This is a genomic window from Rhizorhabdus sp. P4_G6 (genome assembly GCF_056401045.1).
Genome location: NZ_JBFUKC010000023.1, coordinates 1 through 19,271, shown reverse-complemented (window position 1 = coordinate 19,271; position 19,271 = coordinate 1). Strand labels below are relative to the sequence as shown.

General features: G+C 62.7%; 19 protein-coding genes. 8 read left to right on the top strand and 11 right to left on the bottom strand.

The window, feature by feature from the left end; translation table 11 throughout:
* Nucleotides 1-53 precede the first annotated feature (53 nt).
* The 3 genes from AC1DPF_RS16870 to AC1DPF_RS16860 all read left to right on the top strand — a co-directional run bounded on the left by AC1DPF_RS16870 (nt 54) and on the right by AC1DPF_RS16860 (nt 2,202).
* Nucleotides 54-1,070 (top strand): LLM class flavin-dependent oxidoreductase, encoded by a 1,017-nt coding sequence (locus AC1DPF_RS16870; protein WP_477872533.1) that lies wholly within the window; start codon nt 54-56, stop codon nt 1,068-1,070.
* A 235-nt stretch (nt 1,071-1,305) separates the two neighbouring features.
* Nucleotides 1,306-1,737 carry a hypothetical protein gene (locus tag AC1DPF_RS16865; RefSeq protein WP_477872535.1) on the top strand — a complete coding sequence of 144 codons (432 nt, stop codon included), beginning with the start codon at nt 1,306-1,308 and terminating at the stop codon, nt 1,735-1,737.
* Nucleotides 1,738-2,202: an ImmA/IrrE family metallo-endopeptidase gene (locus AC1DPF_RS16860; protein WP_477872537.1), complete on the top strand. Its 465-nt coding sequence runs from the start codon at nt 1,738-1,740 to the stop codon at nt 2,200-2,202. It begins immediately after the preceding gene.
* On the opposite strand, the gene AC1DPF_RS16855 is transcribed toward AC1DPF_RS16860, so the two are convergent.
* From AC1DPF_RS16855 to AC1DPF_RS16840, 4 genes are read right to left on the bottom strand one after another with little or no spacing between them, the layout of a single operon-like run.
* Nucleotides 2,199-3,233 carry a BstA C-terminal domain-containing protein gene (locus AC1DPF_RS16855; protein WP_477962479.1) on the bottom strand — a complete coding sequence of 345 codons (1,035 nt, stop codon included), beginning with the start codon at nt 3,231-3,233 and terminating at the stop codon, nt 2,199-2,201. The genes AC1DPF_RS16860 and AC1DPF_RS16855 overlap by 4 nt on opposite strands.
* Complete coding sequence (locus tag AC1DPF_RS16850) at nt 3,226-4,158, bottom strand: IS1595 family transposase (protein WP_477872541.1); 933 nt, start codon at nt 4,156-4,158, stop codon at nt 3,226-3,228. Before AC1DPF_RS16850 ends, AC1DPF_RS16855 begins: the two co-directional genes overlap by 8 nt.
* 45 nt (nt 4,159-4,203) lie before the next feature.
* Nucleotides 4,204-4,611, bottom strand: coding sequence for a hypothetical protein (locus AC1DPF_RS16845; RefSeq protein ID WP_477962477.1), 408 nt, complete (start codon nt 4,609-4,611; stop codon nt 4,204-4,206).
* Complete coding sequence (locus AC1DPF_RS16840; protein ID WP_477962475.1) at nt 4,611-5,861, bottom strand: FAD-dependent oxidoreductase; 1,251 nt, start codon at nt 5,859-5,861, stop codon at nt 4,611-4,613. Before AC1DPF_RS16840 ends, AC1DPF_RS16845 begins: the two co-directional genes overlap by 1 nt.
* Before the next feature lie 80 nt (nt 5,862-5,941).
* Between AC1DPF_RS16840 and AC1DPF_RS16835 the strand changes: the two genes are divergently transcribed.
* Complete coding sequence (locus AC1DPF_RS16835; protein WP_477962473.1) at nt 5,942-6,538, top strand: TetR/AcrR family transcriptional regulator; 597 nt, start codon at nt 5,942-5,944, stop codon at nt 6,536-6,538.
* A 118-nt stretch (nt 6,539-6,656) separates the two neighbouring features.
* On the opposite strand, the gene yghU is transcribed toward AC1DPF_RS16835, so the two are convergent.
* The 3 genes from yghU to acs form a co-directional block, all read right to left on the bottom strand.
* Nucleotides 6,657-7,532 (bottom strand): glutathione-dependent disulfide-bond oxidoreductase, encoded by an 876-nt coding sequence (yghU, locus tag AC1DPF_RS16830; protein WP_477962471.1) that lies wholly within the window; start codon nt 7,530-7,532, stop codon nt 6,657-6,659.
* 64 nt (nt 7,533-7,596) lie between these two features.
* The gene (locus AC1DPF_RS16825; protein WP_477872551.1) at nt 7,597-8,139 is read right to left on the bottom strand and encodes a cytochrome b; all 543 of its coding nucleotides are present in this window, start codon (nt 8,137-8,139) and stop codon (nt 7,597-7,599) included.
* Nucleotides 8,139-10,076, bottom strand: a complete 1,938-nt coding sequence (gene acs, locus AC1DPF_RS16820; RefSeq protein WP_477962469.1) for an acetate--CoA ligase — start codon at nt 10,074-10,076, stop codon at nt 8,139-8,141. Before acs ends, AC1DPF_RS16825 begins: the two co-directional genes overlap by 1 nt.
* A gap of 190 nt (nt 10,077-10,266) precedes the next feature.
* On the opposite strand from acs, the gene AC1DPF_RS16815 reads away from it, so the two are divergent.
* Together AC1DPF_RS16815 and AC1DPF_RS16810 are read left to right on the top strand one after the other, a co-directional pair.
* Entirely contained in the window at nt 10,267-12,135 is a 1,869-nt protein-coding gene (locus tag AC1DPF_RS16815) for an ABC-F family ATP-binding cassette domain-containing protein (RefSeq protein ID WP_477962496.1), read from the top strand.
* Between the two features lie 298 nt (nt 12,136-12,433).
* Nucleotides 12,434-14,800: a TonB-dependent receptor gene (locus AC1DPF_RS16810; protein WP_477872557.1), complete on the top strand. Its 2,367-nt coding sequence runs from the start codon at nt 12,434-12,436 to the stop codon at nt 14,798-14,800.
* A 330-nt stretch (nt 14,801-15,130) separates the two neighbouring features.
* On the opposite strand, the gene AC1DPF_RS16805 is transcribed toward AC1DPF_RS16810, so the two are convergent.
* The 3 genes from AC1DPF_RS16805 to AC1DPF_RS16795 all read right to left on the bottom strand — a co-directional run bounded on the left by AC1DPF_RS16805 (nt 15,131) and on the right by AC1DPF_RS16795 (nt 17,004).
* A complete protein-coding gene (locus tag AC1DPF_RS16805; protein WP_477962467.1) occupies nt 15,131-15,721 on the bottom strand; it encodes a hypothetical protein in 591 nt (196 codons plus the stop codon).
* Nucleotides 15,718-16,098, bottom strand: coding sequence for a hypothetical protein (locus AC1DPF_RS16800; RefSeq protein WP_477962465.1), 381 nt, complete (start codon nt 16,096-16,098; stop codon nt 15,718-15,720). Before AC1DPF_RS16800 ends, AC1DPF_RS16805 begins: the two co-directional genes overlap by 4 nt.
* A 231-nt stretch (nt 16,099-16,329) precedes the next feature.
* Nucleotides 16,330-17,004, bottom strand: coding sequence for a hypothetical protein (locus AC1DPF_RS16795; protein ID WP_477962463.1), 675 nt, complete (start codon nt 17,002-17,004; stop codon nt 16,330-16,332).
* A 243-nt stretch (nt 17,005-17,247) separates the two neighbouring features.
* Between AC1DPF_RS16795 and AC1DPF_RS16790 the strand changes: the two genes are divergently transcribed.
* Nucleotides 17,248-17,826, top strand: coding sequence for an AbiV family abortive infection protein (locus AC1DPF_RS16790; RefSeq protein ID WP_477872565.1), 579 nt, complete (start codon nt 17,248-17,250; stop codon nt 17,824-17,826).
* A 100-nt stretch (nt 17,827-17,926) separates the two neighbouring features.
* Here AC1DPF_RS16790 and AC1DPF_RS16785 read toward each other — a convergent pair whose 3' ends face one another.
* Nucleotides 17,927-18,718 carry a class I SAM-dependent methyltransferase gene (locus tag AC1DPF_RS16785; protein WP_477872567.1) on the bottom strand — a complete coding sequence of 264 codons (792 nt, stop codon included), beginning with the start codon at nt 18,716-18,718 and terminating at the stop codon, nt 17,927-17,929.
* Between the two features lie 151 nt (nt 18,719-18,869).
* Here AC1DPF_RS16785 and AC1DPF_RS16780 point away from each other — a divergent pair, with 151 nt between their 5' ends.
* Entirely contained in the window at nt 18,870-19,160 is a 291-nt protein-coding gene (locus tag AC1DPF_RS16780; RefSeq protein ID WP_477872569.1) for a hypothetical protein, read from the top strand.
* Nucleotides 19,161-19,271: the final 111 nt, after the last annotated feature.

The following is a 19,271-nucleotide window of genomic DNA, read 5'->3' as shown; positions in this document are numbered from 1 at the left end:
GCTGTCCACAGCATCGCAATTGACGTGGTGCGGGTGGGCACTATCTGGACCCAATGAAGAAAATCGGCTTCCTGTCTTTCGGCCACTGGTCGAACACCTCCCATTCTCAAACGCGCACGGCAAGTGACACGCTGCACCAGTCGATCGATCTGGCGGTCGCGGCTGAAGAGCTTGGCGCCGACGGTGCCTATTTCCGCGTACACCATTTCGCGCAGCAGCTCGCTTCGCCGTTCCCGCTATTGGCAGCCATCGGCGCAAAGACGAGCCGAATCGAGATCGGCACTGGCGTCATCGACATGCGTTACGAGAATCCGCTTTACATGATCGAAGATGCGGGTGCTGCCGACCTGATCAGCAATGGACGCCTTCAACTGGGAATCAGCCGCGGCTCCGGGGAACAGGTGATCGATGGATGGCGCCACTTCGGCTATGCGCCGGCGCAGGGCCAGACCCACGCGGATATGGGCCGTCACCATGCCGAAGTGTTCCTGAAATTGCTCAGCGGGCAGGGTTTCGCCGCGCCAAACCCCAACCCCATGTTCCCCAATCCACCAGGCATGCTGCGCCTTGAGCCGCATTCGAGCGGCTTGCACAGGCGGATCTGGTGGGGATCGGCATCGAACGCGACTGCGCAATGGGCGGCCGAAAGAGGCATGAACCTGCAAAGTTCCACGCTGAAAGCCAATGAGACCGGCGAGCCGTTTCACATTCAGCAAGCCAGGCAAATCCGCCATTACCGTGAGGCGTGGAAAGCCGCCGGGCACGACTGGGCACCGCGCGTCTCGGTCTCACGCTCCATATTTGCGATAACGGACGATCGGGATCGCGCGTATTTCGGCCGTGATGAGTCGAGCGATCAGATCGGCATCATCGATAATATGCAGGCGATCTTCGGTCGGTCCTATGCGGCCGAGCCGGACAAGCTCATTGCGCAACTGAAGGAGGACGAAGCAATTGCCGAGGCCGACACGCTGCTGCTCACCGTGCCGAACCAACTGGGCGTCGACTATAATTGCCATGTGATCGAGTCGATCCTGACTCACGTGGCTCCCGCCATGGAGTGGCGTTAGGTTCGGTTCCTTGGCATTGCCAATCGTCCACTTCTACGCGTCCAATCGGCAGCTTCTGTAAGGGCCGGACATGGTTGGCGCCTGTCGTGACCGACCGGGTCTGGTCGAATGCCGAAATTCGTGAAACAGGTCGCGCAACGGCACTAATTTCGGGACCTATATACTTAGCTAGCCGGGAAGCTACGTAGGTTCATCCTCTGTTCCCATCCGCGTCGGACTGTGCCATGAGGCACGCATGGCGACGGGGGCGGTCATAACATCGGTAGCGCAAGCATCGTCGATCCCGGCGAACGTTTGCGCGCAGATGGTCGAGGCCGCCACCCGATCCTGTCAGCCGATGATTTCGGTTCCACCGGAGCAGGCCAATCCGAACTGGGATGCGATGGCAGCGTCCTTTGCATCCCTGTCGAATGCATTCGCTTGGGGGTCGCTCATCCTTGCTGGCGTCGCGATTATAGCGGCTTTCGCATGGGGCAAGGTTGTGACTGCAACAGCCGAGCGGGAAGCGCGGGATATGGCGAAACAATGCGCAGAGGACTATATCAAAGACTGGATGGCGAAAAACGCCCCTGGGATCATCCAGAGGCACGTTGAATTCATACAAGACACGACAATGGGTGGAGGCGACGATGCCACCGCCGCAGATGAAATCGGAAAGGAGGCTTAAATGCCAGATCCCATGAAGGTGATCGAACAGCACTGGAACAGCTCTCCAGTGCCGATTGAAACCATTATCCGCGATGTCGGCTTGAAGTTTGATCGTGAAGTTCTGGACGACAATGTGTCTGGCTTCATCGAGCGCCAAACGGATGGGGGATATCGAATTGTCGTGAACGCGTTCCATCCAGAGACCCGGCAACGTTTTACGGCGGCGCATGAGCTTGGCCACTATATCTACCATCGCGACCTATTGGGTGACGGAGTAGGTGATAATCGGGCATATCGCGCCGAAGGAACGACGCGGCCTAACCCGAACATCCGGCCACTTCATGAGCGGCAGGCGAATAGCTTCGCTGCCAATGTCCTAATGCCTCGCCATAGGTTAACGGATGTTGCGGGCCAGACGACGACCGCCCTTGCTCAGCAATTCAAGGTATCGCAGGAGGCGATGCGCATCCGGCTGGGGCGTTAGCGCCGACTCTCGATTGCTATCGGTTCGTACATCGCCGCAAGCTGCTGCGCATCGCTCATACCTCCGGGCAGAAGGCTTGCCTTTTTGAGGATGTACACGGGGTATTTCGTGGGCAGGTAGACGACGCGCAGCCAGTGCCGAAATTCTGCCAAAGCCTGATCGGGGTAAGCCCACGCTCTTTGAGGGTTGCTGGCGCTCTGCGGGTACTCAGGCGGGTAGTAATGGGGATATTCGATCCGCTCGCCATATCGCGTTGCGAGATTGTTTGCAGTCCAATAGCGTCCCCATGTCCCACCGACACTACCGTCCGGTATGGTGTGCTGGTTTACCGGTAACCCGGCACTGATCAGATCCACCACGAGGCCGCTGCTCTCTTTGAATACGCTGAAATATCCCAGCGGCACGCTGTCCTTGAGCAGTGAGACGCGGGCGTTGAACAGCTTCCAAGGGTCTTCGGGAACATACCCCAGCGCGTTGTAAATGAACTCTTGAAGGCCGTAGCGAGCAAGGTTTCGGAAGTTGGTGACAGCCGTCTCGTTTTTCCGCTGAGCCTCGAACKCGAAATATTCCACCGTCACCATGCAAACCACGTCTGGGTAGGCGTAGTGGGGCGAGCCATCCTTACTGATCTCGATGAAAAGACTGGGCTCGTCGAAACCTGCCTTCGTGAGAGCCTGCCGGAAAAACTGCATCCGCCCACGCGGCCAGACATTGGTGGATTGGGCTTGTTGCCATTCCTGAGTGATCTCGAAGATTGTCGATCGCGCAGCCCCAGCCATTTCGGCCAGACCGGTCTGAGTGAGGTAGGGGATGCCATTCTCGAGCACACCCATTTCAATGCCGCCCACTACTCGTTCGACCTCAATTCCGAGGTCGAGAGGTAGCTGGCGAGGCCGTGCCGGACTTTGGCCTGAAACTGACGGTAAAGTATTGGTTTTACTAGATAATGACACCGCCGGAGTTACCATGGCTTTCGCTACCGCGTCGAAGTCGGCATCGATTGGTTCGATCATCTTCTTATCGTCAGGCATGGATCAAACCCTTGTAGGTAAGGTGCTTGCCGATCATCCGGCCAGTCGTCATTTCGATAAAGCCCATAGTCCCAGCCTCCCTAGTGTTCTGGCCGAACGAGAATTCGTTGACGTAGCGGTGCAGGTGCTTGGGCGACATGTAGTGGTAAATACCATAGTAGCCGCGCTTGAGCAGCGCCCAGAAGCTCTCAATGCCGTTCGTATGGATGCAGAAGTGGCGGACATATTCGCCAGCGCTGTGGTTCACGGTGTGGTGGACGTAGCCCTTGGCGTTCAAGCCACGATAGCCGGCGAATTCATCGGTAACGACTGCCGCACCAGTGGGGACATCGGCGACGACGAAGCCTTGCACGGTCTTTGAAGTGATGTTGGCGATCGGGATGGCGCGAACGTCGCCATCTTCGTCCATGATACCGATGACGGCGATCTTGCCGACCGCGCCGCGACCGGCGTGAAGCTTCTTGTCGGCGTGCTTGTTCTTCTCTTTGCCGCCAATGTAGGTTTCGTCCGCTTGGACATTGCTGCCCATGCCGTCGTCAGATTGGCCCAGCCACGTTTCACGGATGCGCTGGGCGAGAAACCAAGCCGATTTCTGAGTGATGCCGAGTTCGCGGGCCATCTGGGTCGAAGGGATGCCTTTGCGCGCCGTGGTCATCATGTAGATCGCCATGAGCCACTTGTGCAGCGGCAGGCGGCTTTCCGCGAGAACGGTGCCGGTGCGGACGCTTAAATGCTGGCGGCAAACCCGGCAGCGATAGGGCATCGGCTTGTGGTTTTTGACCTCGGCAACCGAGAGGCTGCCGCAATGGGGGCAAGAAACCTCGCCAGCCCAGCGGTTATGCTCGAAGTACTGCCGGGCAGCTTCCTCGCCAGGGAAGCGCTGGAAGAACTGATAGAGGCTGACGGTCTCGGGCTTGTGGGTCATGAAACCTAACTAGCCGCAATAGTTTGGCTAGTAACTTATTTTTGGCTAGCTAGTTCCCCTAATTTTCAAGATTGCCGAATGCCCCTTTCCGGCGGCGCGCCATCCCGCCACACACGCCGTAATCATCACAATGWTGCCGACCGCATCGAGCAGACCCACCCAGGTTAGCATCGGCACGACGCTGTAAAACCAGTAATCGAACACGAAGAACGGCAGCAGGCCGATCCCATATGCGAGGAAGGTCTGGCGCTCAAACCGGGAGAACGCTGCAAATATCCCGGCTATGAGGGCCTGTGCGCCGAATGCACAAATCAGAATCGGCACGATCGGCGCGTCGGAGCGATAAGCAGGTGTGATCGTCAGCGCGAGGACCGAGCTCGGCGATGCCAGGCACCAGCCGCCGAGCACGACGAACACCGCCGCCAGCCACCACTGAATTGTCCGGACCGACATCACAGCGCCGCGGAAGGCTGAGGGGTATCGACCGCGGTGCCGGTGCAAACGGGCATTTTCAAGGGCTTACGGTCAGACAGCACGCTATATTTGCGGCGCGAGATTCCCGACAGCGCAAGGCTGAGCTTGCGCTTGAACGGGGGTACTCGGTTGAGAATCCGCAGCACGACATTGCGCACGCGCCGGCCCAGCGCCGATCGCACCGTGGCCATCCGCGTCAGACGTGAGGCGAGCCCTAGCACCAGTTGCGCCGCCGGGCGCCGCGTCGCGGCATAATCGTCGAGCACGCTGTCCGGCGCACCGTCCCGCACCACGCGGGTCAGCGCTTCGCCAAGCACGATTGCGTCGACCAGACCGGCGTTCATTCCCTGACCGCCGGCGGGGCTGTGGACGTGTGCGGCATCGCCCATCAACAGGATCGGGCCCCTCCGGTAGGTATCCGCGAGCCGATGATGGACGCGAAAGYGCGACGACCAGACCATATCAGCGACATGCGCCGGCTTCGCCGCCGGGCCACGCGTGTCGAGCAACTGCTGGATCAGGTCGATCCCCGGCAACTCCGGCGCATCGTCGACTGTGGCAACGACGCGGTAGGAGCCGTCGGGGAGCGGCGCGACCACCACCAGCCCCGCCGGCGAGAAGAATAGCGACACTTCCCCGTTGCCCATCGGCCAGTCCATATAGACATCGGCGAGCACGAAGGATTCGCCATAGGCCTCGCCCTGGAAGCCGATTCCAGCAGCTTCACGGATCACACTGTGCATACCGTCCGCGCCGACGACGAAGCGGGTGCGGACAGTGCGTTCCCCTTCGAGCGTCTTGACTAGCACATCAGCCCCGTTCGCGTCCGGGGTCACGCCCAACGCCGCGATCCCGCGATGCACGTTGCCGCCGAGGCTTTCGAGCCGTGTTTGCAGCACCACTTCGGTAGTCGATTGCGGCACGAGCAGCATGTGCCGGAATGCTGAAGGCAGCGCCGCATAGCTAATACCAAGTAGCGGCTGGTCGCGGTCGCGCACGGTGAAGTCGGTAACCGTGGTCCCCTCGGCCGATAGCAGACCCGTGACGCCAATCGTCTCAAGCATCTCCAGCGTGTGAGGATGCACCACGCCGGCGCGCGAGGTGTTTTGCGCCGTTTCGAGCGCATCGATCAGCAGATGATCCACCCCCGCCTGCCGCAGGGCAGTGGCCAGCGCGAGCCCCGTGGGTCCAGCACCAATGATGAGAACGTCTGTTTGGAGCGGCAACATGACAGCACTTCCTTATTTGCCAACACGTGTTGACTAAAACCAAAGGTTGCATTTGTCAACATTCGTTGGCAAAAATCAGTATGACCAAACCCAAAGGCAGCACGCCAAAAGCACTCCGCACCCGTGAAGCCATTGAGAAGGCCGCCCGGGAATTGTTTGCTATCAATGGCTTCGACCGCACCACGGTGCGCGACATCGGCGCCCGGGCGGGCATCGATCCGTCGATGATCATCCGCTATTTCGGCAGCAAGGACGCGCTGTTCACGCAGATCGCGGCCCCCAATCTGCGTCTGCCGGACCTCGCTGCCACCGACTCGGCGGCGATCGGGGAAACTCTGGTGCGCCATTTCCTCGACCTCTGGGAAGGGGACGGTGTTGGCGGCGGCATGCCCGTGCTGCTGCGCTCGGCAGCGTCGAATGACGATGCAGCCGAGCAGTTACGAAAGATTTTCCTGACGCAGGTCTTTCCTGCGGTTGCCCGTGCAGGGCCGCCCGAAACCGCATCGATGCGCGCCGGGCTGGTCGCGAGCCAGCTGCTCGGCCTTGCGCTGACGCGCTACGTGTTGATGGTGCGGCCGGTGGTCGTGATGTCGCCCGACTTCATCGTCCGCACGATTGGCGCGACGATTCAGCGTTATGCATCGGGCGAAGGCTTGGCGCCTGATGGGACTGGGTAGAAATATGAACCCGGCGGTCTTCGGGGGCGTTCGCTTACGGGAGGATCGAAACGTCAGCCAACGGCAAAACTGCCGCGTTGGTAACCGTCCGCGTCGATAGTCCGATCGGCATTGCCCATCAGCCCGCCGCCCCCGTCAGCCCCGCGAAGTCGCCAGCATCATGCCGCTCGCGTAGCATCTCAGATGGCTCGCCGCCTCTGGCGCGGTTGACGATGCGGCCGCGCTGGACGGCGGGTCGCGCGCCGATCGCTGCGGTCCAGCGCTGGACGTTCGCATAGTCCTGCACGCCGAGGAACTCCGCCGCCTCGTAGATCTCGCCCCTGGCGAGGCCGCCATACCAGGGCCACACCGCCATGTCGGCGATCGTGTACTCCGGGCCGGCGAGATATTCGCTTTCCGCCAGCCGGCGGTCGAGCACGTCCAGCTGGCGTTTCACCTCCATCGCGTAGCGGTCGATCGCATAGCGGATCTTGATGGGCGCATAGGCGTAGAAATGGCCGAAGCCGCCGCCGAGGAAGGGCGTGCTGCCGACCTGCCAGAACAGCCAGGACAGGCATTCGGCGCGTGCTTCGCCGGCCGGGGGCAGGAAGGCGCCGAATTTCTCGGCGAGATGGACGAGGATCGCACCGGATTCGAAGATGCGGACCGGGGCGCCGCCGCTGCGGTCGACCATCGCCGGGATCTTCGAATTGGGGTTGATCCCGACAAAGCCGCTGGTGAACTGGTCGCCTTCGCGGATGTCGATGAACCAGGCGTCATATTCGGCGCCGGTCATCCCGAGCGCGAGCAGCTCTTCGAGCAGGATGGTGACCTTCTGGCCGTTCGGGGAGCCGAGCGAATAGAGCTGCAGCGGGTGGCGCCCGACCGGCAGCGCCCGCTCGCTCGTCGCGCCTGCAACGGGCCGATTGAGCCGGCTGGCGTTGGCGGACGTGGTGCCGCTGCCCGGGTCTTCCACCCAAATGCGGGGCGGAACATAGTTGCCGTCGTCGGTCACTTGCAAACTCCCACTCGAAAGCCGGGCTACAGCCGTCGCCCGCCCACGCCGCGCTCTGCCCCGCCTACCCCTCCGGGGCCTCGCGCCACATCCGCTTCAGGATATCGTCCTTCAGCACGAACTGGTGGCGCAGCGCGGCGCCGACATGGCCGATCAGCAGCACCACCCAGGCATAGCCGAAGACGACATGCGCATTGTGCGTGCCGATCGCCAGCGGCGCGCCCTTTTCCACCGCGAACTTCGGCACGTCGAACAGCCAGAAGAAGTGGAGCGGCCACGGCCCCGCCGAGCTGAAGATCCAGCCGGTCGTCGGCAGGATGATCATCAGCGCGTAGAAGATCCAGTGCAGGCCATGCGCCGCGAACGCCTCGAGCCTGCCCATATGCGCGGGCAGCGGCGGGGCGGGGTGGGTGATCCGCCACGACAGCCGGAACAGGCTCAGCGCCAGCACCAGCAGGCCGATCGACTTGTGGAGGTCCATCACCGGCCAGCCCTTCGGCACCCAGTCATGGACGATGCCGAGGATCAGGTTGACGATGATCAGCGCGCCGACCGTCCAGTGCAGCAAGCGGGCGACCCGGTCATAGTGCAGGACGGCCTCGGCCATCAGCTTTTCACCCGGTTCGCGACCAGGTCGTCGACCACCGCCGGATCGGCCAGCGTCGAGGTGTCGCCGAGCGAGGAGACGTCGCCCTCGGCGATCTTGCGCAGGATGCGGCGCATGATCTTGCCGCTCCGCGTCTTGGGCAGGCCGGGCGCGAACTGGATCGCGTCGGGCGTCGCGATCGGGCCGATCTCGGTGCGGACCCAGTCGCGCAGCGCCTTGCGCAGCGGTTCGCTCGGTTCCTCGCCGGCGTTCAGCGTCACATAGGCGTAGATGCCCTGGCCCTTGATGTCGTGCGGGAAGCCCACCACCGCGGCCTCGGCGACCTTGGGGTGGAGCACCAGCGCGCTCTCCACCTCGGCGGTGCCCATGCGGTGGCCCGAGACGTTGATCACGTCGTCGACCCGCCCGGTGATCCAGTAATAGCCGTCCGCGTCGCGGCGGCAGCCGTCGCCGGTGAAATATTTGCCGGGATAGGTCGAGAAATAGGTCTGGAAGAAGCGGTCATGGTCGCCCCACACGGTGCGCATCTGCCCGGGCCAGCTCCGCGTGATGCACAGATTGCCCTCGGTCGCGCCTTCCAGCACCTGGCCCTCGGCATCGACCAGCTCGGGCACGACGCCGAACAGCGGCCGCGTCGCCGAACCCGGCTTCAGGTCGGTCGCGCCGGGCAGGGGGGCGATCATCGCCGCGCCGGTCTCGGTCTGCCACCAGGTGTCGACGATCGGGCAGCGGCCCTCGCCGACCACCTCATGATACCAGCGCCACGCCTCGGGGTTGATCGGCTCGCCGACCGTGCCGAGCAATTTGAGGCTCTTCCGCGAGGTCGCCTTCACATAGTCGTCGCCATCCTTCATCAGCGCGCGCAGCGCGGTCGGCGCGGTGAAGACGATCTCGACCTGGTGGCGGTCGATCACCTGCCAGATCCGGCTGGCGTCGGGCCAGTTCGGTACCCCCTCGTACATCAGGGTCGTCCCGCCATTGGCGAGCGGGCCGTAGACGATATAGCTGTGCCCGGTGACCCAGCCGATATCGGCGGCGCACCAATAGACCTGGCCCGGCCGGTAATCGAAGCAGAGCTCGTGCGTCAGGCTCGCCCACAGCAGATAGCCGCCGGTCGTATGGAGCACGCCCTTCGGCTTGCCGGTCGATCCCGAGGTGTAGAGGATGAACAGCGGATCCTCGGCGTTCATCGGCTCGGGCGGGCAGTCGGCGGAGACGCCCGCTGCCGCCTCGTGATACCAGAGGTCGCGGCCCGCCTGCATCGTCACGTCGCTGCCGGTCGCCTTGATCACCAGCACCGTCTTCAGGCTCGGGCTCAGCTTCGCGGCGGCGTCGACATTGGCCTTGAGCGGTACCAGCTTGCCCGCGCGCCGCCCGCAATCGGCGGTGATCACCACCGAGCTGTCGCAATCCTGGATGCGCCCGGCCAGCGCGTCGGGCGAGAAGCCGCCGAACACCACCGAGTGGATCGCCCCGATCCGCGCGCAGGCCAGCAGCGCGAACGCCGCCTCGGGGATCATCGGCAGGTAGACGGTGACGCGATCGCCCTTCCGCACGCCCTGCGCCTTCAGCACATTGGCGAAGCGGCACACCTCCTCATGCACCTGGGCGTAGGTGAAGCGCCGCGGCGCCTCGCTCGGGACATCGGGCTCCCAGATGATCGCGGTCTGCTCGCCGCGCTCGGCGAGGTGTCGGTCGAGGCAGTTGGCGGCGACGTTCAGCTCGCCGTCCGCAAACCAGCGGATACCGAAGTCCGCCTCGTTGAACGAGCTCTCGCTCGCCCGGGTCGGCGCCTTGATCCAGTCGAGCCGCCGCGCCTGTTCGAGCCAGAAGGCGTCCGCGTCACCGACCGATCGCGCATAGAGCGCCTTATAGTCCGCATCGGTCACTCTGGCCTTGGCGGCCCATTCGCTGGGCACGGGATACAGGTCGGACATCAGGACCCTCTCATTCTGGTAAAGTCGTCCTCGACTATTGGTTCAGCCGCGCCACCGCATCAAGCGGTCGTTGCTATAAATGCGCCGCGCCACGATCTCCTGCCACCTCATCCCGCCCCTCCCCAACGTCGTCCCGGACGGTTGGTTTTGGTGGATGGCCCGCCGTCGAAAAATCCTCTATCGGCGCGCCATGCTCAATTTCTCGAATCTCACCGTCCGTCTCGGCGGGCGCACGATCCTGGACCGCGCCTCGGCCGCCTTGCCGCCGCGCGCCCGCGTCGGGCTGATCGGCCGCAACGGCGCCGGCAAGTCGACGCTGATGAAGGTGATGATCGGCAGCCTCGAAGCCGACGACGGCGATCTCGACAAGCCGCGCGGCCTGCGGATCGGCTATATCGCGCAGGAAGCGCCGAGCGGCACCTCGACCCCGATCGACACCGTGCTGGCGGCGGACACCGAGCGCGCCGCGCTGCTCCACGAAAGCGAGACCTGCGAGGATCCCGATCGCCTCGGCGAGGTCTATGAGCGGCTGATGGCGATCGACGCCTATACCGCCCCGGCCCGCGCCTCCACCATTCTCGTCGGCCTCGGCTTCGACGAGGAGATGCAGCAGCGCCCGCTCGACAGCTATTCGGGCGGCTGGAAGATGCGCGTCGCGCTCGCCTCGCTGCTCTTCTCCGAGCCCGATCTGCTGCTGCTCGACGAGCCTTCGAACCATCTCGATCTCGAAGCGACCCTGTGGCTCGAGAATTTCCTGAAATCCTATCCGGCGATGATGGTCGTGATCAGCCATGAGCGCGATCTGCTCAACAATGTCGTCGATCATATTCTCCACCTCGAGGGCGGCAAGACCACGCTCTACACCGGCGGCTATGACAGCTTCGAGCGCCAGCGGGCCGAGCGCGCCGCCCAGCTCGCCGCCGCCAAGGCATCGCAGGATGCCCAGCGCGCCAAGCTGCAGGATTATATCGCCCGCAACTCGGCCCGCGCCTCCACCGCGAAACAGGCGCAGTCGCGCGCCAAGATGCTGGCGAAGATGCAGCCGATCGCCTCGCTGGCCGACGATCCCAGCCTGTCCTTCGATTTCCCCAGCCCGGAAGAGCTGCGCCCGCCGCTGGTCACGCTCGACATGGCCAGCGTCGGCTACACCGAGGGCAAGCCGATCCTCCAGCGGCTCAACCTGCGGCTCGATCCCGACGATCGCATCGCCCTGCTCGGCCGCAACGGCAACGGCAAGACCACGCTCGCCCGCCTGCTCGCCGCGCAGCTCAAGCCGATGGACGGCAACATCACCGTCTCGGGCAAGATGCGGGTCGGCTATTTCACCCAATATCAGGTCGAGGAGCTCGACGGCGACGATACCCCGCTCGAGCATATGACCCGGTTGATGAAGGGGATGACCCCCGGCGCCGTCCGCGCCCAGCTCGGCCGCTTCGGCTTCCAGGGCGAGAAGGCGGTGACGAAGGTCGGCAAGCTGTCGGGCGGCGAACGCGCCCGCCTCGCGCTGGCGCTGATCACCCGCGATGCGCCGCACATGCTGATCCTCGACGAGCCGACCAACCACTTGGACGTCGACGCGCGCGAGGCGCTGGTCCAGGCGCTCAACGCCTATGACGGCGCGGTGGTGGTGGTCAGCCACGATCGCCACATGATCGAGCTGACCGCCGACCGGCTGGTGCTGGTCGATGGCGGCGCCGCCACCGAATATAATGGCAGCCTCGACGACTATACCGATCTGATCCTCGGCAAGAACCAGCCGAAGGGCGACGCCGCCGGCAGGCCCGGCTCGAAGAAGGACAAGAAGGCCGCCGCCGCGGCGCGTGACCAGCTCGCCGCGCTGCGCAAGACGGTGAAGGAGATGGAGGCGAAGATCGCCAGCCTGACCGCGCGCCGCTCGGAGATCGACAAGGCGATGTTCGATCCCAAGTCCGCCAGCCCGCAGGACGCCAGGCGCACCACCGGCGACCTGATGAAACTGCGCGCCGATGTCGAGCGCGAGCTGGAAGGCGTCGAGGCCGAGTGGCTGGAGGCGAACGAGGCGCTGGAGGCCGCGGCGTAGCGCGATCAACACCGAACCCGTTCGTCCCGAGCCCTTCGACTGCCTTGCAGGCGCTCAGGATAAACTAAAGTCGAGGACCCGCCAGAGCGAAGCGAAGGCTCCCCGGAACTCCGTGCGGAACTCCAGGCAATTCGGATTTTCGGGCCGGGATTCAGCGGCAGTTGGACGATGGGCGGCCGATGCCGTCGCTAAGGATCGGGCGCGACGAGGCCTGACCCTTGCAGGAAATACCTAGCTGCATCGCGGGAGATTTAAAGGCTATCTCGACAAAGATGCGCGGTGAAGAGGGGGGAGATATATGGGCATTCGCGGGGCGGCTTTCTGCGACAGCAAGAGCCACGCTGCTGGATTTGCGATCCGCGTTGTCGTGGCTCATATGCTCTTGTTGGGAACGGCCAGCCAAGCGGCGGAAAATGCATTTGGGCCGGACGGCCTGGCCGCGCTGTCAATTGAGGAATTGGGAAACATCAAAGTCACCGCGCAAAAGCGCGAGGAAAATCTTCAGCAGGTTCCGATTTCGATTGTTGCCGTCAGCGGCGCGACACTGGAAAAATCCAGTGTGCGCGACATCAGGGACCTGCCCCGGCTGGTGCCGAATTTCATGATCAACCAGGCGGCTCAATCGCCAGGGCTTCGCATGGCGATACGTGGCGTCGGTACGTTCGGAAATTCCGCAATCGAACCGAGCGTCGCGCCATTCCTGGACGGCATTTATGTGCCGCGCTCGGGCATGATCTTTGGCTCGTTTCTGGACCTGGAGGCGATCGAGGTGCTGCGCGGCCCTCAGGGCACCATGTTCGGCCGCAACGCCAGTATGGGCGCGCTCGTCCTGCGAACCGCGCAGCCAGCCGACATCTTGTCGGGATCAGTCAAGACCGAAGCTGGTAGCGGCAATCGTTATCGCCTTGAGGCGAACGCCAATGTGCCGCTCTCGGACCGCGTATCGACCCGAATTGCGGTGCTGGGACAGGCATTTGGCGGCTATTGGCACAATATGATGGGCGGCGGCGATCTGAGAAAACTGGATCAGGTCGCCGGGCGCGCCAGCATCAAGGTGAAACTGACCGATGCGTTGACCTGGACGGTGCGCGGCGAATATGCCGCATCCGACGGATCTGAATATCCCAACTTCAAGCTCGATTATCGCAGCCTGACACAGGCTGGCGTCGCGCGCTTGACGGCTGCTTTCGGTACGAATGTCCCGACTACCAATCTCTATGGTGCGAATAACAACGTCTATTTCCCGCCCGACGCTCAAGGCCATGACGATCAGTGGTCGGCGACGAGCGAGCTTTCATGGACGTCAGCCTCCGGCTTTACTATGAAACTGCTTAACGCGTATCGCGACTGGCGAAATCGCTCGATCGATCCGGGCACTAGCTTCCTGCCGGTTCCGATCGTCGCGCGGGATGCCTATTACGACAGTGCCAGTCACAGTCACGAACTGCAGTTTCTGACGCCCAAAGGCGATCTTCTTGACGGCCGGTTCGATGCGGTGTCGGGCGTGTATTATTATCGCGAAGCCTATGGCGTAGGCGAGGCCAACACCGCCCTTGAACAATATTGTCCTCTCATCGTCGCGACATTGTCGCCGGCGCTGCTGCCCTCGTGCACCGCTGGCCCGGCTCTTTTAACCAAAAGCCGCTTCCGGCAGGTCACCGAGAGCGTTGCGGTCTATGTGGAGGGCCACACCGAGATCCTCCCGGGCCTTGAAGTCACGACAGGCGTGCGCTGGACCGACGAACGAAAGACCGGGAGCTTTGTGCAGGCCGTTCCCAACGCCGCCGGCGCCGTCCTCCGCGGAGCCGAAAACACAGCATTGCGCTTTGCCCGCGATCGCGTGACATGGAAGGCGGGATTGTCCTGGCGTCCCAACGACGACATGATGTTATTCTCGACGGTCTCGACGGGATACAAGTCGGGCGGATTCAATTCTGCCGCCAGTGCGACCGCGCTTGGTCTGCGGCGCATCTATGGGCCTGAGTCCACCACGAATTACGAGGTCGGCGCCAAGACCGCATGGTTGGGCAATCGGCTTATCGTCAATGCGACATTGTATCGCGTGGATATAGACGGTTATCAGGATCGATCCTTCGATGGGATCGGCTTCATTGTTCGGAACGTCGGTAGCTTGCGTCATCAGGGGGCCGAACTGGAAATACAGGCCCAGGCGGACAGGAATCTAGGCGTGTATGTCAGTCTGGCGTACCTGGATTCGGGTTTTACATCCTACCCCAACGCATCCAACCTTCCTGGGATACCGGGCACGCGGGACCTGACGAACGGATATGCCCATTATGCGCCGAAATGGTCCGGCACGGTTGGGCTGGAATTTGCCGACGAGACCTGGTCGATTCCCTGGACGCTGCGCGCCGATGCCGTTTTTCGCTCGACCGCCAATATAGGAACGGCCGTGGACGACAATCCGCAAACGCTGCAGAAAGGCTATGCTCTCCTGAATGCGCGTTTGACGCTTGGGAGCCGGGATCAGCATTGGCTTTTTGCAGTCTTTGGCGAGAATCTCACCGATAAAGGTTACAGCAGCAACGCTTTCTACCAGACTTTCGATACAGTCTTCGGCCTGCGAACTGCGGGAATGACTGGCGTTCGTCAGACTATTGGCAATCCAAGAACATTTGGGGCGTCGGTGACAAGGCGGTTCTGAGGCTAGGCTCGCGCCGCTTTAGATTGACGAGGCGCCGGAGGCGGCGGCGTGGCGCCCACCGCCCGTTAATACCCAATCCGTTCGTCCCGAGCCCTTCGACTGCCTTGCAGGCGCTCAGGATAAACTAAAGTCGAGGGATCCGCCTGAGCAAAGCGAAGGCTACCCGCTACAGTCTCGCCATCCGTCATCCCAGCGAAAGCTGGGATCTCCCTACCCCTTGGTTCCAGGCAATGGCGCGGCTGCGCATCGGCCGAAGGCTTCCCCCCCCCCAGAATCCAGGATTGAGCGTAGATGACGGGCTCGCTCGCTCCTGGATTCGAAGGTCGTGGCTCAGTTCACAGCAGGGGATACGGCAAGAACGGCTGCTCCGGTGGCCGAAGCCGCCGGAGTGGGCGGCGCAGCGGCGGCGAACTGCACTGCGACCTCTTCGGCGAGAAACGCCGTCACATGTGTCCCGGGCGCAATCTTGGCGCTCGTGCCGGTCACGAAAAATCCCGCAATGGGAACGAAGGCGACCGATGCGATGACACCGACGGTTCCCGTATCGCCGCGATCGTTGAAGCTGCCGTTCAGGCGGATCTGGCGACCATTTGCCTCGACATACAGCACCCGCGCGGTGATGCCGCCGGACTTGCCCCACATGCCCTTGTTGCGGACGCTGGTGATCTCTCCGACCGCGCGGCTGCCGGCAGCTATGGCGACCTGGTTGTTCAGGAGCACAGGTTGCTGCACATCCATTTCGATCCGCTGGCCGACCTTCAGGGCCTTGTGCTCGGTCGTCAGCGCGTCGCGCGTATCGAGCTGGATCGGCGTTCCCGTGTGAAGAACATTTTCGACCGGCTCGACGACCGTCATCGCCGTCTGGGCGGCCAGGGCGATCGGCGAGACGAGGCAGGCTGCCGCGATAGCGAAGCGGATCATTGCGCCACCGCCGGTGCGGGAGCGTTGAACTTGATCGCAATGCCCGTGGCCGTGGTCTGGCCCCAGCTCATGGCGCTGATATGCGATTCGCCATAGCTTGCATGGACGACGGCATCTGCCCCCAGCTTCTGGGCGCGCTCCCAAAGTTCGCGGTAAATCTTGTCCTGCGAGGCCGCCTTGCTGAAGACCGTAGCCTTGCGCACGCCTGCGGTAATCTCGCCCACCACGGTATAGGGCCGATCGCTTATGTCCCCAGCGATCACCGGCACGCTGCCAAGTTCGGCGGCCTTGATAGCGACAGGCGCGTTGGCGCCCTGCGCCGCAACCGGTCCACCGGCGGCGATCATCGCCACCGCCACAAGCATCTTCATCGTCATTGATTCCCCCTCGGATCGGCCGAATCCCCAATCGGCAGTCATCCACCCAAGCTGTACTCCGTGGCAGCCGTCAATAGCGGTCGCATCCGAAACGGAGATTCAAGCGGGGAAGGCCGATTCTTTCCTGCTGATGCGCTGATGCTCTGATGCTCTGATGCTCTCGTGCGCGGCGACACGCATTTGAGAAACAATCCCCCCGCCCAGCGCGGGCCGAAGCCGGAAGCGGGTGAATTAGTATGGTGCCTCCGGAACTCCCGCCTCGCGGTGATCAGGGGCCCCGGGCGGTGCTCCCGCCCAAATATGCAGCCGCTCTTCCGATGGACAAGGTGCCGGCGACGGCCCCAAGAGGCTCTCCGTGAATCGAAATATCTCGTTATGGACTGTTTCAAATTGCGCAGAGAGATTTTCGACGGCGGCGCCTCCTATGCCTACGGGATCGGTACGGAGGCTCCCGATCGAGTAGAACGGGGCTCCCCAGCGATAGAGGATCGTCCCCCTCATTTCGAAAGCGGTGCCGCGCTCTGGCAACGGGCTAGGCAGACTAATCTCCGTCCACATCGTAATGTGGCCATGAGCAATTCGGTGGCGGACGATCGCCAACTCATCGAGGGTTTGGAGGATCCGCCGCAACTCACCTTCGAGCATCTGGTCAGGACGACTTACGAAAAACTTCTCCGCGGCTCGCTCGACAGCCACCTTGCGCATCGAAAACTTGCGATATTCGGTGCCATAGGGGACGTAGGAATCCGGCCGATCCGGCAGTCCGGATAGGATTACGTACAGCCTTGCCAAGGCGAGCTCCATATTTTCCCAACGGTGAATGGCCCTTCCCACGGCGGCGTAGAGTACATTGGGATCAGTCTCCCCCTCAGGCAGTGCAGGTGCGGGGATTGTCTCGTCAGGCATTGTGGTATCAGCTCCGTTATGACCTCGTTGTGCCGTCACTGCGCCGATAAGTGGACTGATTAACCGGTACTCCACAGTCTACTAAGCCGAAGACTAATAGGTGCGGAGCCCTAGCCGCAGTGAGGCGAGTTGGACCATGGCGAGGGAGTCCGCGGTCATCGCGGTAGGTGCCAGCGAGTTTCTTTCGGTCGGCATTGGGGATACGTCTACCGGTCTTCATGGGGTATTTAGGCGGGGATAGTCATGGCGCGAGAGCGCGAGCAGGTGGCGTTGGAGAACAGCTATCGACTGATGTCGGACGCAATTCTGTTACGAGACCACGGGCGCAATCCCAGTGCCTTTGCACTTGCCATCTTATCGCTTGAAGCGTTGGGAAAGCTCCTGCTTTGGAAGTGGGAAGCGATCGACGCGATCCCGAAGGCGCCTCGCCGGTTCACCTATCACATACGAAAGCAACTCGCGACTGCCTACTTCATAGCGGCTGGGCCGGTAGTTGAGAAGATTCGAGGCAACAATTATAGTGAATCCCCTGAGTTTTTGGATGTACTGGTAAACTTCATTGCGTCGAGTGAAGCGACGAAACGCGTTATACATGCTACGATTGGTGCGGTGGAGAAGACGAAGCATCTGGCCCTATACGACGAGGTTAATGTTCCGAATGTCGGTCTCACGACGGCTGATTTTGGCCGAGCGGACGTTAATCGACTTCTTTCAGAAGCCCGCGTGGTTCTGGATCAACTCGACAAGCGAGAAATGCACTTAGTAGGGCGGGCAATGTATTGCGTTCACCTCACCGAAGGGGATTCCAGAGTTTCATTCTGATATGGTAAAAAAACGGGAAGTTTCGGGGACATAATAGAAAATAGGATTTCGCGGCCGATCGAACGCATCAGCACATTACCTGATCCCCACGCCCGCGCCATCACATCGGAACCCGCCCCGTCACCGCATTAGCCCGCGATGCAAGGATGACCCGCCCACCCGCATCGGCCGGCACCCGCGCCGTCAGCCGATCCTTCAGCTCGGCCTTCGCCGCCGCGCTCATCATGCGCGTGCCCTGGCCCATGCCAATGGCGATCTCCACCGACGCCCAATAATCCGAGAAATCCTCGAAGCTGCGCGAGACGACGATCTCCCGCGACGCCACGTCGGTCAGTCCGGCGCCCTCCCATAGCGCGCGCAGCGCGTCCATGCCCGATATGTCCGCGCGGGGCGGCAGCATCGGGGCGAAGCCCATCGCGCGCAGTTCCTCCTGCATCGCGTCCATCGGGAAGCCGCCGGGCGCCAGCACATCCCAGGCATAGGCGGACACCGAACCGCCCGGCTTCACCACGCGCTTCATCTCGGCGACGCCGCGTTCCGGATCGGGCACGAAGAAGATCACCAGCGCCATCACCGCCGCGTCGAACCGCTTCGCCTCGCTGGGCAGGGTCATGGCGTCGCCTTGCTCGAAGCGCGCGATTCCGGCGGGCAATCGCGATCGCGCGAAGCTCAATTGCGCTTCGGACGGGTCGACGCCCAAGATCTCGGCCGGCGCGCAGCGCTGGGCCAGCAATTCGGTGAACGCGCCATTGCCGCACCCCACGTCGATCCAGCGCTGGCCGGGAGGCGGCGACAACCATTGCAGGAAGGTCTCGCCGACCAGGCGGCTCCACACGCCCATCATCCGCTCATAGGCGGCGCCGTCTTCGAAGCGGATCTCGTTCTCGCTCATTGATGATCGCCCGTCATGTCCGATGGGCGCACTTGTACCAGACTTTTCGCTGCCAGCGGACTCCGGCGGCGCGTCCAAACCTATGTTCACTATTTGTTCTTGCTTTTCGCACGCTTTTCGGCTACACCGGCGCCCCCTCGAAAGGCGCCCCATGAGCGAAATCCACGGCCCCGAAGCCGGCGAAGGCGATCGGCAAGGCAGCGTGCCCGCCGACCCGATGGCGCGGTTGAACGAGATCCTGGTGCTGCAGACGCTCACCCTCAATGACATGTTCACCGAACTCGCCGAACATTGCGCCAGCAATTTCCAGTCTTGGCCGGGGCCGACCGAGCGCTACATCCGGCTCGCCTTGCGGGCGCAGTCGAACTTCCGGGTGTCGCTGGAGGCCGTCGCGCGCGCCGAAAGGACGAAGCGACAGGCACCGGGCGGCAAGGCCCGATGAGCTGCGGGCCGGCAGGCGCGCACCCACGACCCCGCGAACAGCCGGCGATATTGGCGAACGCCCCGCGCTGCGGCGCGCGGACGCGGGCGGGGACGGCGTGCCGGTCGCCCG